This is a genomic window from Indibacter alkaliphilus LW1, from assembly GCF_000295935.2.
In the GTDB taxonomy this organism is placed as follows: domain Bacteria; phylum Bacteroidota; class Bacteroidia; order Cytophagales; family Cyclobacteriaceae; genus Indibacter; species Indibacter alkaliphilus.
Map to the genome: position 1 here is coordinate 411,662 of NZ_ALWO02000023.1, position 14,186 is coordinate 425,847.

Annotated in this window: 11 protein-coding genes; 9 read left to right on the forward strand and 2 right to left on the reverse strand. The window is 39.0% G+C overall.

All coding sequences use genetic code 11. From position 1 onward, the window contains the following. Positions 1 to 439: 439 nt before the first annotated feature. Complete coding sequence (locus A33Q_RS06010) at positions 440 to 1,852, forward strand: 3-keto-disaccharide hydrolase (protein WP_009032614.1); 1,413 nt, start codon at positions 440 to 442, stop codon at positions 1,850 to 1,852. Positions 1,853 to 1,863: 11 nt separating this feature from the next. Beyond that, complete coding sequence (locus tag A33Q_RS06015) at positions 1,864 to 3,213, forward strand: Gfo/Idh/MocA family protein (protein WP_009032615.1); 1,350 nt, start codon at positions 1,864 to 1,866, stop codon at positions 3,211 to 3,213. Between the two features lie 213 nt (positions 3,214 to 3,426). Here the strand turns inward: A33Q_RS06015 and A33Q_RS06020 are convergent, their stop codons facing one another. After that, positions 3,427 to 4,443, reverse strand: coding sequence for a LacI family DNA-binding transcriptional regulator (locus A33Q_RS06020; protein ID WP_009032616.1), 1,017 nt, complete (start codon positions 4,441 to 4,443; stop codon positions 3,427 to 3,429). Between the two features lie 183 nt (positions 4,444 to 4,626). Here A33Q_RS06020 and uxaC point away from each other — a divergent pair, with 183 nt between their 5' ends. From uxaC to A33Q_RS06055, 7 genes are all read left to right on the forward strand, one after another. Further along, on the forward strand, positions 4,627 to 6,057 hold the full coding sequence (gene uxaC / locus A33Q_RS06025; protein WP_009032617.1) for a glucuronate isomerase: 1,431 nt from the start codon (positions 4,627 to 4,629) through the stop codon (positions 6,055 to 6,057). A gap of 9 nt (positions 6,058 to 6,066) precedes the next feature. Continuing rightward, positions 6,067 to 6,879, forward strand: coding sequence for an SDR family oxidoreductase (locus A33Q_RS06030; protein WP_009032618.1), 813 nt, complete (start codon positions 6,067 to 6,069; stop codon positions 6,877 to 6,879). 151 nt (positions 6,880 to 7,030) lie between these two features. Further along, positions 7,031 to 7,411 carry a hypothetical protein gene (locus tag A33Q_RS06035; protein WP_016254757.1) on the forward strand — a complete coding sequence of 127 codons (381 nt, stop codon included), beginning with the start codon at positions 7,031 to 7,033 and terminating at the stop codon, positions 7,409 to 7,411. Positions 7,412 to 7,497: 86 nt separating this feature from the next. Then, positions 7,498 to 8,676, forward strand: coding sequence for a mannonate dehydratase (gene uxuA, locus A33Q_RS06040; RefSeq protein ID WP_009032620.1), 1,179 nt, complete (start codon positions 7,498 to 7,500; stop codon positions 8,674 to 8,676). Positions 8,677 to 8,840: 164 nt separating this feature from the next. Continuing rightward, on the forward strand, positions 8,841 to 9,938 hold the full coding sequence (locus A33Q_RS06045) for a glycoside hydrolase family 43 protein (RefSeq protein ID WP_009032621.1): 1,098 nt from the start codon (positions 8,841 to 8,843) through the stop codon (positions 9,936 to 9,938). Positions 9,939 to 10,269: 331 nt separating this feature from the next. After that, positions 10,270 to 11,301, forward strand: coding sequence for a LacI family DNA-binding transcriptional regulator (locus tag A33Q_RS06050; protein WP_016254758.1), 1,032 nt, complete (start codon positions 10,270 to 10,272; stop codon positions 11,299 to 11,301). 22 nt (positions 11,302 to 11,323) lie between these two features. Beyond that, on the forward strand, positions 11,324 to 13,441 hold the full coding sequence (locus A33Q_RS06055; RefSeq protein ID WP_009032622.1) for an alpha-glucuronidase family glycosyl hydrolase: 2,118 nt from the start codon (positions 11,324 to 11,326) through the stop codon (positions 13,439 to 13,441). A 34-nt stretch (positions 13,442 to 13,475) separates the two neighbouring features. Here A33Q_RS06055 and A33Q_RS06060 read toward each other — a convergent pair whose 3' ends face one another. Further along, positions 13,476 to 14,186, reverse strand: coding sequence for a LytR/AlgR family response regulator transcription factor (locus tag A33Q_RS06060; protein WP_009032623.1), 711 nt, complete (start codon positions 14,184 to 14,186; stop codon positions 13,476 to 13,478).

A 14,186-nucleotide genomic window follows, 5' to 3' on the forward strand; every position in this document is an offset into this window, starting at 1 on the left:
AATCACTGCTATCATACATCCAGATATCGTATAATATAACGATAATTAAAAATATCATTTAATAAAACGATATAAAACTTTATCGTGTTCTCAGGTTTATTTTATTTTTGATTGTCTGCATGGATGCTCAAATAGCCCGGCTGGATAAGGAAAATAGGGTGTTTACTTGAACAGGACTAATATTCATTAAAGCCTTAAATAAAAACAGCCATACCGCTCAGAGATTTTTCCCGAAAAATCAATGTGAATTGAATTGACAAAGAAGGTTAGGGCTTTACCCCAAAAAGGCATTCAGTGAATTTAGTTCATGGCAAGATTCCAAGCTTTAGGGAAAAAAATACCTGTAAAATGAAATCGTTTCCGTAAATTAACTTTTTACTAAGCTTGAATTTCTCCCATGATTTAGGGAATTTGAATCAGTTTCAACGAGCAAAAAACCATGAAAAACCCTAAAAAAACCGAAATCAGAGTCAATCACAACTTGTTTTCACTGATGCTTTCTTCTTTAATAGTGCTCTTTTCCTGTGAGCAATCAGGCAGTGAGGAAAAAGGTGGTTGGAAACCTCTTTTTAATGAAAAGGACCTTACAGGCTGGAAAACTGTCATGGGAGCGGCAGAATTTGAAATTGAAGATGGTATGATCGTAGGATATGCCAAGGCCAATACTCCCAATACTTTTTTGGTAACAGAAGAAGAGTATTCAGATTTTATCCTTGAGCTGGATTTGAAAATAGAAGACTTAAGCTCCAATTCGGGGGTGATGGTAAGGGGCCAATATGACGCTGATGCCAGAGATGGCAGTGGATTGGTTTTTGGCTATCAGATAGAAGCGGACCCAACGGAAAGAGCTTGGTCGGGAGGCTTGTATGATGAAGCCCGACGTGGTTGGCTGTATCCCTTAGACCTCAATCCAGAGGCAAAATCAGCTTTCAAAATGAACGAATGGAATACCTACAGAATTGAAGCCATCGGTAATGAAATCAAAACCTGGATCAATGGGAAAGAGGTTTCTTATGTATTGGACGATATGGATAGCAAAGGGCATATTGGACTTCAGGTTCACAGTATTAATAATGCTGCCGATGAAGGAAATAAAACTTATTTCAGAAACATCAGGGTAAAAACCGAAAACCTCGACCCAAAACCTTTCAAAGGAGATGTATTTGTTGTGAGCACACTTAAAAATAAATTGGCTGATCTGGAAAAAGAAAAAGGTTGGAGGCTTCTGTTCAACGGTGAAAACTCTGATGGCTGGAAAGCAGCATATAAAGAAGAGTTTCCTTCCGATGGATGGGTTGTGAATGACGGTATTTTGACTATCAAAGCTTCTGACGGAAGCGAGTCAATGACTTACGGTGACATTGTGACTGAGGAAAAATTCAGTGCATTTGATCTGGCATTCGACTTCAAATTTACAGAAGGCGCCAATTCAGGAGTGAAATACTTCGTCACTTTAGGTGAAAACAATGTAGGCTCGGCAATTGGCCTGGAATATCAGATTCTGGACGACAAAAATCATCCGGATGCCAAAATGGGAAGAGATGGAAACCGGACTTTGGCTTCGCTTTACGACCTGATTACGGCCGATAAAAATCCAAGATTTGTAAAAGGACCTGGAGAATGGAACAAAGGTAGACTGGTAGTAAAACCTGATAATACGGTCACACATTACCTAAATGGTGTTAAAGTTCTGGAATACAAAAGGGGCTCTGAAGAATTCAGGGAAAAAGTAGCCCAGAGTAAATATAAAATCTGGGAAAATTTTGGAGAAGCTGAAGAGGGGCATATCCTCCTACAGGATCATGGAGATGAAGTCCATTTCAAAAATATCAAAATCAAAACCCTTAAATAATCAAGAAGACCATGAAAGAGCCAATCAACCAAAGAAGGGAATTTATCAAAAAATCAGTTTTAGCTACAGCAGGAGTGTCTTCTTTGGGAGCTTTGGGCTTCTCTGCCAAAAGCTACGGAAACATTATCGGTGCCAATGATAGAATGCAGGTAGCTATAGCCGGCTTAGGCAGAAGATTGGGAGCCTTTTATGATCCTATTGCCAGAAAGGAAAGTAACGTAATGTTACATACCCTATGTGATGTGATGCAATCCCAAAGGGAAAAAGCTGCAGCATCATTTTCAAAATATATAGACTACATACCGAAATTAGAGAATAGCATAATAAAAGTCATAGAAGATAAGGAAATAGATGTGCTGATCAATGCTACACCTGACCACTGGCATGCTCCAGGTACTTGGATGGCTGTAGAAAACGGGAAGCATGTCTATGTCGAAAAACCCTGCTCTCATAGTCCTGAAGAAGGAGAATTGCTCATCAAGTACCGTGACAAATACAACAAAGTAATCCAGATGGGCAATCAGCAGAGATCGTCCTTCCATACTATTGAGATTATCAAGGAGATCCACAATGGGGTCATAGGAAAACCCTACAGAGCAGTAGCCTTTTACAACAATGCCCGAGGTCCGGTGCCCCATCAGGTAAAGCAGGCACCTCCGGCAGGTTTGGACTGGGAGCTTTTTCAAGGCCCGGCACCAAGAAGGGCATATACCCATGATACTTGGGATTACAACTGGCATTGGTATGGTTGGGACTACGGAACAGCTGAGACAGGCAATAATGCCACCCATGAACTTGATGTAGCAAGGTGGGCGCTTCAGGTTGAATTTCCCAAACATGTCAACGTAGACGCAGGCAAATATCATTTCGTGGATGATGGCTGGACTATGTATGATACCATGTATGCTACATTTGAATTCGACGATGACAAGACAATCGTTTGGGATGGAAAAAGCCGAAATAACCTCAACACTTATGGAGCAGACCGTGGGACCATCATTTATGGCACTGAGGGATCTGTTTTTGTCAACAGAGGAATTTACAAACTCTATGACAGATCAGGAAAATTAGTCAAAGAACAAAAATCAAAGGGAGAAGAAGGAAGCACCAACTTAGGTGGCGGTGGAGACAACACCACAGATCATGTAGTCAATTTTTTTGAAGCCATCAGGGGTAAGCAAAAGCAAAACTCCACCATAGATGAAGGAGCCGTTTCAACGCTTCTCTGTCATTTGGCCAATATCTCTTACAGAATTGGAGAAAACTTTGACTGCGATCCCAGCAATGGACATATCAAAAATGCAAAAGGTATGGCTCTATGGTCAAGGTCTTACGAACCGGGCTGGGAACCAAAGATTTGAAACTACTCGCAGACCAAACAAAAAAAGACCTATTCTCAGAATGAGGTCTTTTTTTTATGAAAATGAAATGATGCATATCTTCAGAGAAAATCAGGTCTTTTTACAACAATCAGGTAGACAAGTTTCCAAATACCAAATTGGTATCAATCAAATATCAACTCAAAATAAAATTTGTGTCAAAAACATGTATTGAGTCAGGTTCATATATTTTTATTAGGGTTGAGAGGACTTACGCACTTTCATTGAAGAAGGTATCATGATAATTTCATCTTGGATATTTTCCTGCTTTTTCTTGGTAAGCTTTTTCATCAGCAATTTGCCGCAAGCAATGCCGATTTCACCAGCAGGCTGTGAAATTGTACTAAGAGGAGGGTCCAAAAGGTCTGCTATGCCCATATTAGAAAAACTGACAACCCTTACATCTTGGGGAACTTTAAGTCTTGTTTTTTTCAAAACCTGATAAGTAGTGATAGCCAACTTTTCTACTGAAGATATTATCCCATCAGGCCGACTGATAGGGAAAAGCATTTGCTCAATCACTTCAGCATTTTTCTTTTCATCCTGAGTACATTCCAAGATCCAGGATTCATCAAAAGGAAGTTCAGAAGTCTTAATAGCCTCCAAGTAGCCATTTAACCTTTCCTTACCTATGGTTATTTCCTTTGAAAGTGAAAGGAATGAAATCTTTTTACAACCTTGATCTATCAAATGCTTTGTTCCCAAATACCCACTTTCAAAATCATTTGTTATAAACTTAGTAGTGGGAATATCTAGGGCAATTCTATCGAAAAATATAATAGGAATGCCTTGATTGTAAACTTGAACCAAATGCTCAGAACTGCTGGTCTGACTGGAAACCGACATGACAATGGCATCTACCCTACCTCCTAACAAATAGGAGATAATTTTTTTCTCCTGTTCAACATCCTCATTTGAATTGTAAATCAAAAGATGATATCCAAACTCTTGGGTAACAGACTCCAGCCCATCAATTACCTGAGAAAAAAAATTATTGATCCTTTCAGGAATAATTATTCCTATAGTTTTACTGCTATGCGCCCTAAGGCTTCTTGCGTATGGATTCGGCTGGTAATTCAGTTCCTTTGCTAGTGCCATTACTTTAGCTTTGGTAGCATGACTGATTTCATAACTATCATTTAAGGCTCTAGATACAGTAGAAGGAGCCATATTCAGTTTTGAAGCCAAATACTTGATGTTTACTTTAGCCATATAATTTTCCGGAGAGTTACCTGTGCTTTTCCAGCCATGCCAAAGTAAAAACCAAATTGATTGGTATCAAAAGGAATTTTGCCAAAAAAGAATATTTCGGAAACGTTTCCATAATTAAAAATCACGAATTGGTTTACAAACCGATATAAAAGTGTTAAAATTATTTTGCAAACCTATTGACTTATGACTACCCAAATTACTGCAGCAACCCATCATGCTTTCATTTCAGAGCACTTTCTATTGGAAAACGAGTTCTCAAAACGGCTGTATCATGAATATGCCTTCCCCTGCCCTATCATTGATTACCATAATCATCTTCCTCCTGACGCTATTGCCGAAAACAAGGTTTTTGAAAACCTGAGCCAAATATGGTTGGCGGGAGATCATTATAAGTGGAGGGCGATGAGAACTTTGGGAGTAGATGAATCCTTCATCACTGGTAATGCCCCAGATCAAGAGAAATTTATGAAATGGGCTGAATCGGTTCCCTATACGCTACGAAACCCACTTTACCATTGGACCCATTTGGAATTACTTAGGTATTTTGAAGAGCCTTCTTTATTGGATGAAAAAAGCGGGCCAAGGATTTATGATGAATGTACCTCAAAAATCAATTCCAGCTCTTTTTCCACTCTCTCTTTGATGGAGAAAATGAAAGTAGAAACTGTCTGTACGACAGACGATCCTGCAGATGACCTCAAGCATCACATGGCTTATGCCAAAAATGAAGCATTTACCAAGATGTACCCGACATTTAGGCCTGACAAGTCATTTAGTATAGAAAACCCCAGTATATATAAGACCTATTTGCAAAAGTTAGGCAATGTGGCAAAAATTGAAATCAAAAATTACTCTGATCTTTTGCAAGCCTTAAAAGACAGGGTTGACTTTTTTCATGAAAATGGCTGTAGATTGTCAGACCATGGACTGGAGAAACTTTATTTTTTTGAAAATGAAAAGTTTAATCCTGAGCATATATTTGCTAAGGTAACTGGAGGGTCTGAGGTCAGTCAGGAGGAAATCCAATTCTTTAAATTCAATGTGCTTTCGGCACTCTGTAAAATGTACCATTCAAAAGGCTGGACCCAACAATTTCATTTAGGGGCCATGAGAAATAACAACAGCCGCAAATTTGGACAGCTAGGGCCGGATACAGGGTTTGACTCCATAGGAGATTATGAACAAGCGACAGCACTATCCAGATTTTTGGATCATTTGGATAAAGGTAATCATCTTTGCAAAACAGTAATTTACAACCTTAACCCTTCTGATAATGAGATATTTGCCACCATGTCCGGTAATTTCAATGATGGCAGTATCAGAGGAAAGATACAGTTTGGTTCAGGCTGGTGGTTTTTAGATCAGAAAGATGGAATGGAAAGGCAGATCAATACCCTTTCCAATATGGGTTTGGTAGCCACATTTGTTGGAATGCTAACTGATTCCAGAAGTTTTCTTTCTTTTCCTAGACATGAGTATTTCCGAAGGATACTTTGTAACTTGTTTGGACGGGATATGCAAAAAGGCGAATTGCCGCGTGACGAAGTATGGGTTGGCAAAATCATACAGGATATTTGCTACCATAATGCCAAGAATTATTTCAACTTTCCATAATATACAGAGATGTCATTATTTAAGATTAAAAATAAAAAAATAGTAATCACAGGTGCTACAGGTGTACTAGGAGAAACTATTGCTACCCATTTTGCAAGAGAGGGGGCCCAAGTAATTATCATAGGTAGAACTGCTTCAAAAGTTGAGAGATTATTAGATAAAATCAGGTCTTTTGATGGAAGTGCGGACGGTTACCTGGCTGATGTGACCAAGGAAGAGCAAGTCAAAAAAGCAGCTGCACAAATCAGGGAGCATTTTGGAACAGTTGATATACTAATCAACCTTGCAGGGGGCAACATGCCGGAAGCCATCGTTCAGCCTGACCAGACCATTCATGACCTCTCCATAGAAGCTATGAGAAAAGTAATGGATCTCAACTACCAGGGGACCTTGATTCCTTGCAAAGTATTCTTGGAACTCATGTTACCCAAAGGTGAGGGTAATATCATCAATATCTCTTCAATGGCTGCCAGCAGACCTATGACAAGAGTAGCAGGATATGCATCAGCAAAAGCAGCCATTGACAACCTTACAAAATGGTTAGCGGTTGAACTTTGTTCAAAACATGGGGAGTTTTTCAGGGTTAATGCTATTGCACCTGGATTTTTCCTCACCGAACAAAATAGAAACCTGTTACAGGAAAATAATGGAAACCTTACGCAAAGAGGTAACCAAATTATTACCCATACACCTATGAAACGTTTTGGAGATCCTGAAGATCTTTTAGGGGCTTTGCAGTGGCTATGTTCAGATGCTTCTAAGTTTGTCACAGGAACAATCATTCCTGTAGACGGTGGATTTTCGGCATATTCAGGGGTGTAGGTTGCATGGGGTATTGTATTGGCTGACTCTTCACTGGTTAAGAGAATTTGGGGAGGAGCCCAAATACCAAATGAAATAAATCCCGGTGATAGACACTCCTCATTTTATTCAGAAAAACAGATTTAAAATTTAATGAAAAAAGCGAAAAAAAATGTTTCAGGAACCTAAAAAGTATAAAGAAAACGGTCATTTTTTTTTTGAACCAAAAAATGAATTGGAAAAAGTGTGTACCGCTCCAAAGGATAAAGACGGTGTGTTTAAAGTTCTAGAACTACGAAATGGTAAAATTGAATTAGTATACATCGGATTCTCAAATTCGGGTGGACTTTACAATGAAATCGTGAACGGGCTCCATTTTGACAAAAACCCAAGAAATACTGGTTGGACCTACCAAACAATCAAAGACAAAACTGACGCACTTGACGTGTATTGGTATGTAACAGATGGCAAAGACAACCAAAAAAAAGAACAGGTAGAAATGTTAAAAGAGTTTGTGGAAATAACAGGTAAACTGCCAAAATGGAACAAATAGAAAGCTTGATTGATAAAAAGCCCACATTTTACCTTCTTGACTCTTGTGTCACACTCCTAGTCTCTCGCATCTAATATCTAAATATAATGATTTACAAAATGATACAGACCATGCGCTGGTATGGTCCTAAAGACCCTGTAAGCTTGACCGATATCCTTCAATCAGGCGCAACGGGAATTGTCTCAGCTTTGCATCAAATTCCAAATGGTGAAACCTGGCCTCTTGAGGAGATCAGAAAAAGAAAGGAACTGATCGAATCAGCAGGGCTTTCCTGGGATGTGGTAGAGTCTGTACCTGTTCATGAAAAAATCAAAACCCGTTCAGGAAATTTTCAGGAATTGATTGAGAATTATAAGCAAACTATCCGAAACCTCGCTTCCGAGGGGATATTTAGAATTTGCTATAATTTTATGCCCATATTGGATTGGACAAGAACCAAGTTGGCCCACCCTCTGCCCAACGGCGCGCGGGCTTTGTTTTTTGTCAAAAAGGAAGTTACGGCTTTTGACCTGTTTATTTTAAAAAGAGAGGGGTCAGAAAGAGAATACAGTGCCCAGGAAATTGCTGCAGCTAAAGACTTCTACGAAAATGCATCAGAGGATGAGCTGAAGAGAGTTCAGGATAATATTCTCAAAGGTCTTCCAGGTTCAGAGGAAGGTTATACGATGGAGCAGTTTAAGGAAGCGTTGGCTACTTACCGGAACATTGGACGCAAAGAGTTGGCAGAAAACTTAAAGTTGTTTTTGGATGAGATCATTCCAACAGCACAGGAGAATGGAGTTTTTCTAGCCATTCATCCCGATGATCCTCCATTCGATATTTTTGGTTTACCCAGAGTGGTTTCTACAGCTGAAGACATGAAAAGAATCATTCAAGATAATTCAAGTAGGCATAATGGTTTCACTTTCTGCACAGGATCTTATGGAGTGAGAGCGGATAATGATCTTGTTGCGATGATCAGGGAGTTTGGAAAATATATTCACTTTATCCATTTGAGATCTACCCGAAGAGATGAGGAAGGTAACTTTTTTGAAGACAATCATTTGGATGGAAATGTCCCCATGGAAGCAGTAATTGCCGAAATTCTCAAAATTCAGAAAATAAGAAAAATCTCGATTCCTATGCGGCCCGACCATGGACACCAAATGTTGGATGATTTGAACAAGCCCATCATCAACCCAGGCTATACTGCGATTGGACGCCTCAAAGGCCTCGCCGAAATTAGAGGTGCGGAAGCAGCTTTGATTTGGGCCGGAATTGTATAGTACGCTAATCTAGACCATCAAATTCAAACCCCAAGTGATGAATCCTGCAAAAAGGTAATCTTCAAAATTCAATATAGGGCATTTTCCTTGATACGATAAATTTTGAAACCGATTTCAATTTCTTTAATTTAGGTCTTTCAATTTATTAATAAATCCTTAAACCTATGAATCTAAAACTCATCAAAAAGCCTCTCTTCATGGGCATGGGTGCATTCCTCCTGTTTTCTTGTGGCCAGAATACCACTACTGAGGAATCTGCTCAAATTGAAGAAGAAAGTAAATACCTTTCTAAGCCTTTGGTTTCCCATATTTACACAGCAGATCCTTCTGCGCATGTATTCAATGGAAAGATCTACATCTACCCTTCACATGATGTCGAATCTGAAATCAAACAAGATGATTCCGGAGCACATTTCAACATGAGAGATTACCATGTCTTTTCTATGGATTCACCGGATTCAGAACCTGTTGATCACGGTGTAATCTTAGATGTAGATGATGTTCCTTGGGCGAAACGTCAAATGTGGGCGCCGGATGCTGCTGAGAAGGACGGAAAATATTATTTCTATTTCCCTGCCAAAGACCATGATGATATTTTCAGAATTGGAGTTGCCGTGGCCGACAGTCCTGTAGGCCCATTCAAAGCAGAGGCAGAACCCATTAAAGGGAGTTACAGCATGGATCCGGCTGTTTTTCAGGATGGTAATGAGTATTATATGTATTGGGGTGGTATATGGGGCGGTCAGCTTCAAAAGTGGAGAACAGGAAAATATGTTTCTACCGGAGACCTACCCTATGATGATGAACCCGCTGACGATGAACCGGCTATTGCTCCTATGATTGCTAAAATGAGTGATGACATGCTTCAATTTGCTGAAGAGCCAAAACAAGTTTTGATTCTTGACAAAGATGGATCTCCTATCAAAGCTGGTGACCATGAAAGAAGGTTTTTTGAAGCCGCATGGGTACACAAGCACAATGGTAAATATTACTTTTCCTATTCAACAGGGGATACGCATAACATAGCCTATGCCATAGGAGATTCTCCATATGGACCTTTCACCTATGAAGGGGTTATCTTGAAACCTGTTCAAGGTTGGACAAATCATCATTCCATCGCAAAAGTAGATGACACTTGGTATATCTTCTATCATGATACTGAGATATCAGGAGAAACCCATTTAAGAAATATCAAAATGGCAGAAATGACTCACAATGAAGATGGAACGATTCAAACCATCGACCCTATGAAGAAGCCATAAGTTAAAATTTTGCCTGTTAAACCTAGAAGCGGCCTAATAATTAAGGCCGCTTTTTCTTTTTTTCATTTTACTGTTTGGATTTTCTTCCCCTTTTGAATGCTATAATAGAAGAGTTTGATTTTTAAAACCAAAGGGAAAAATTGATTCCTTTATCCAAGTGATTCAATACTTAAATATCCATTTATATAAAATATTATTTTATTTTTTCGCTTATTTATGTCCCAAAATAATTATGTTACCGATTTCATAAAAATAAATTTGAATAAAAGATCTTATCTCATAGATTTGATATTTGAGTTAATACAGTATTGAGCTTAACCCTCATTTATCCATGGATAAAGAAATCACCATCTATGATATAGCCAAAGATCTTGGCGTTTCACCCACCACAGTTAGTCGAGCATTGAATGATCATCCTGCTGTCAATGAAAAGACCAAAAAGAAAATCTACAAAGCGGCAATGGACATGGGCTATCAGTCCAACGTTTTTGCATCCAATCTAAGAAGTAAAAAAACCAATAACATAGGAGTCATTGTTCCCAGACTTAACAGCTCCTTTCAATCATCTGTCATTGCAGGTATGGAAAAGGTAGCGAATGAAGCAGGGTATAACCTGATTATTTCACAATCGATGGAGTCTGAAGCAAAAGAAATTGCCAATACTTTGACAATGTTCAATAGCCGGGTAGATGGGTTAATTGTTTCATTGGCAAGCAATTCGGATAACTTGGCTCATTTTAAACCATTTATCAAGAAAAATATCCCACTCATTTTTTATGACAGGGTCGGTAGTTTGGAAGAAATATTAGGAGTGACAATAGATAATTTGAATGCAGCCTACCAAGCCACCAAACATTTGATTGATCAAGGTTGCAAAAGGATAGTCCATGTACTGGGAAATATTAAAGTCAATGTCTACAGTGAAAGGCTCAAAGGTTATAAATATGCCCTTTTGGACCATGAAATCCCCTATGATGACAAATTGATAATCCATGCAGACCTGAATGAAGAAGCTGGTTATGATATTGTACAAAAAGTCAAAAACTTAGATAAACCTATTGATGGGCTTTTTGTCTCCAATGATGCCTGTGCTGCAAGTTGTATTCGACAGCTTAAGCTCGAAGGGTTCAAAGTACCTCAAGATATCGCTGTAGTAGGATTCAATAATGATGTGATTTCCAGACTTGTAGAGCCTAATATTACAACCATTAATTATCCTGGATATGAGATGGGGGAAATTGCGATGAAAAACCTCATCAACCACCTGGATGATAAATCTGAGAGTATGTTGAAAACTACAAATAAAATCACACTTCGATCAGAATTAATCATCCGTGAATCCTCCAAGCGAAAATTAGTCTAACCTATTAAATTTTAAACCTAAAATGATCAGAGAACTATTTACCACAATAGCAATTCTTCTGTTGCCTATAATGCTTTCTGCAAATGATGGCTATAAACTTTGGCTACAATATTACCCTATTGAAAATCCTCAAGCTTGGCAGCAAGATATGTTGAAAAAAGTCAGCATAGCAGGGGAAAATGAAACATTAGATATAATCAAAAATGAGCTGAATATCGCCGCTGAGGGTTTTTTTGGACAAAACCCCTCTTTTTCCAAAGAAAATCCAAGCTTGGTGATTGCTCTAAAAGAGCAACTTCCCTCCTATTTGGCAAGTAAAGCTTCCTCGAAATTGGGAGAAGAAGGCTTTCATATTTTCTCTTCGGATAACCAGACCGTCATCACAGCAAACAGTCAATTTGGCCTGCTTTATGGAACTTTCAGATTATTGCAGGAAATGCAAAAGTCAAACCCTCTCTCAGAAACCGGAATTGTTGATTCCCCTAAAGTGCAGCATAGAGTACTCAACCATTGGGACAACTTGGACAGAACAGTAGAAAGAGGATATTCGGGTTTCAGTATTTGGAACTGGCACAGGTTACCCAGACACATTGACCAACAGTATCTGGATTATGCGAGAGCCAACGCCTCCCTTGGGATAAACGGGACAGCCATAACAAATGTCAATGCTAATGCTCTGATCCTAACTCCCTATTACCTTGAAAAAGCACAAGCTCTTGCTGATGCTTTCAGACCTTATGGTATCAAGCTTTATTTGACAGCAAGGTTTTCTTCTCCAATAGAAATCGGGGGCTTGGAGACGGCTGACCCGCAGAATGAAGCTGTCAAACAATGGTGGAAAGATAAGGCAAAAGAAATCTATGAATACATACCTGACTTTGGAGGTTTTCTGGTCAAGGCAGATTCCGAAGGGCAACCTGGACCGCATAATTATGGAAGGACACAGGCCGAAGGAGCTAATATGTTAGCAGATGCGGTAAAGCCTTTTGGTGGTATAGTCATGTGGAGAGCTTTTGTTTACAGTGAAAATACTCCTGATGACAGACATAAACAGGCTTACAATGAATTTGTACCCATAGATGGTGAATTTAGAGAAAATGTCATCGTCCAAGTAAAAAACGGCGCAATTGATTTTCAACCAAGAGAACCATTTCATCCCTTGTTTGGAGCTATGCCCAATACGCCACTGATGATGGAATTCCAGATTACTCAGGAGTATTTGGGGCATGATACACATTTGGCCTTTTTAGCTCCCATGTATGAAGAAGTGCTCAAGGAGGATACATATATCAACGGAGAAGGTTCTGAAGTTGCTAAAGTAATTGATGGAAGTCTTCATAACTATTCCCTAACAGGTATGGCTGGTGTTGCCAATGTAGGAACTGACCGCAATTGGACAGGCCATCATTTTCATCAAGCCAATTGGTATGCTTATGGGAAGTTAGCATGGAACCCATGGGAAAGTTCAGAAAAGATAGCAGAAGACTGGATCAAGCTGACCTTTACTACTGAAAGAGAATTTGTAGAACCTGTCAAGAAACTTATGCTCAATTCACATGAAATGGTCGTTAATTATATGACTCCTTTAGGTATTCATCATATTATGGCAAGAAGCCATCACTATGGCCCGGGTCCTTGGGTTACAGGTGGAGGTAGAGCGGATTGGACTTCAACCTACTACCACAATGCCAGTGAAAAAGGAATGGGCTTTGACAGGACTTTAAGTGGAAGCAATGCACTTGAACAATATACTCCAGAATTACAGGAAAAATGGGGAGACTTGGACTTGGTGCCTGAAAAATTCCTGCTTTGGTTTCACCATTTGCCTTGGGAGCATCAAATGAAGTCAGGAAATATACTCTGGGATGAAATAGCCCTCCATTACCAAAAAGGAGTCAATGAGGCCAGAGAAAATATCAAAACTTGGAAAAATCTTGAAAAGCATGTTGATAAGTATAGGTTTGAGCATGTACTCTCCTTTATGGAAATTCAGGCTGAAGAAGCCGAATGGTGGAGAGATGCAGTGTTATTGTACTTTGGACAATATTCTGGACTACCATTACCTGAAGGGGTTGAACCTCCTAAACATAATTTAGAATATTACATGAACATTGACCATAAGTTTGTACCTGGAATATAATCAAAACGGAAGGTCAAAAATGCCTTCCGTTTTTTCATTGACCTCCGGTCAGCAACTCTATGATTTCATTTCTTCGGATTCTGGAAAAAGGAACTTTCATTTTGCCCATGTCCAATTCATTTCCTATGATTCCCTGGACTTTATCTTTGGAAATAATGTAGGTCTTATGTACTCTCAAAAATGAGGAAGGTAATGACTCTTCAAGACTTTTCATGGTCATCAATGTGATATACCTGTCTTTTTCAGTATGTATGGCCAAGTAATTTTCCATACCTTCTACATAGACAATGTCCTCAAGATTGATGCGTCTGAGCATGGCATCAACTTTCACGAATATATGGTCCTTATGTGATATTGGTTCGGGTGGCTTTAGATCTCTAAATTTCAACTTATAAACATCAGAAGCTTTGTTGACTGCTTTAAGAAATCTCTCAAAAGAATAAGGTTTGACAAGATAATCTACCACATCCAATTCAAAACCTTGTAATGCATAATTAGGATAGGCAGTAGTAATAATTACAATGGGGGGCTTTTGAAGGGATTTTAAAAAATCCAACCCTGTGATTTTAGGCATTTGGATATCCAAAAACATCAGGTGAACTTCATTCTCCTGCAATATTTTATTGGCTTCCAGTGCATTTTCACAAGTAGTCAAAAGGTCAAGCTGCGTAATTTCCCTCATATAATTTTTCAACCCTTCCCGGGCAAGAGGTTCATCTTCTACAATAATGGTCTTAATCTTCAT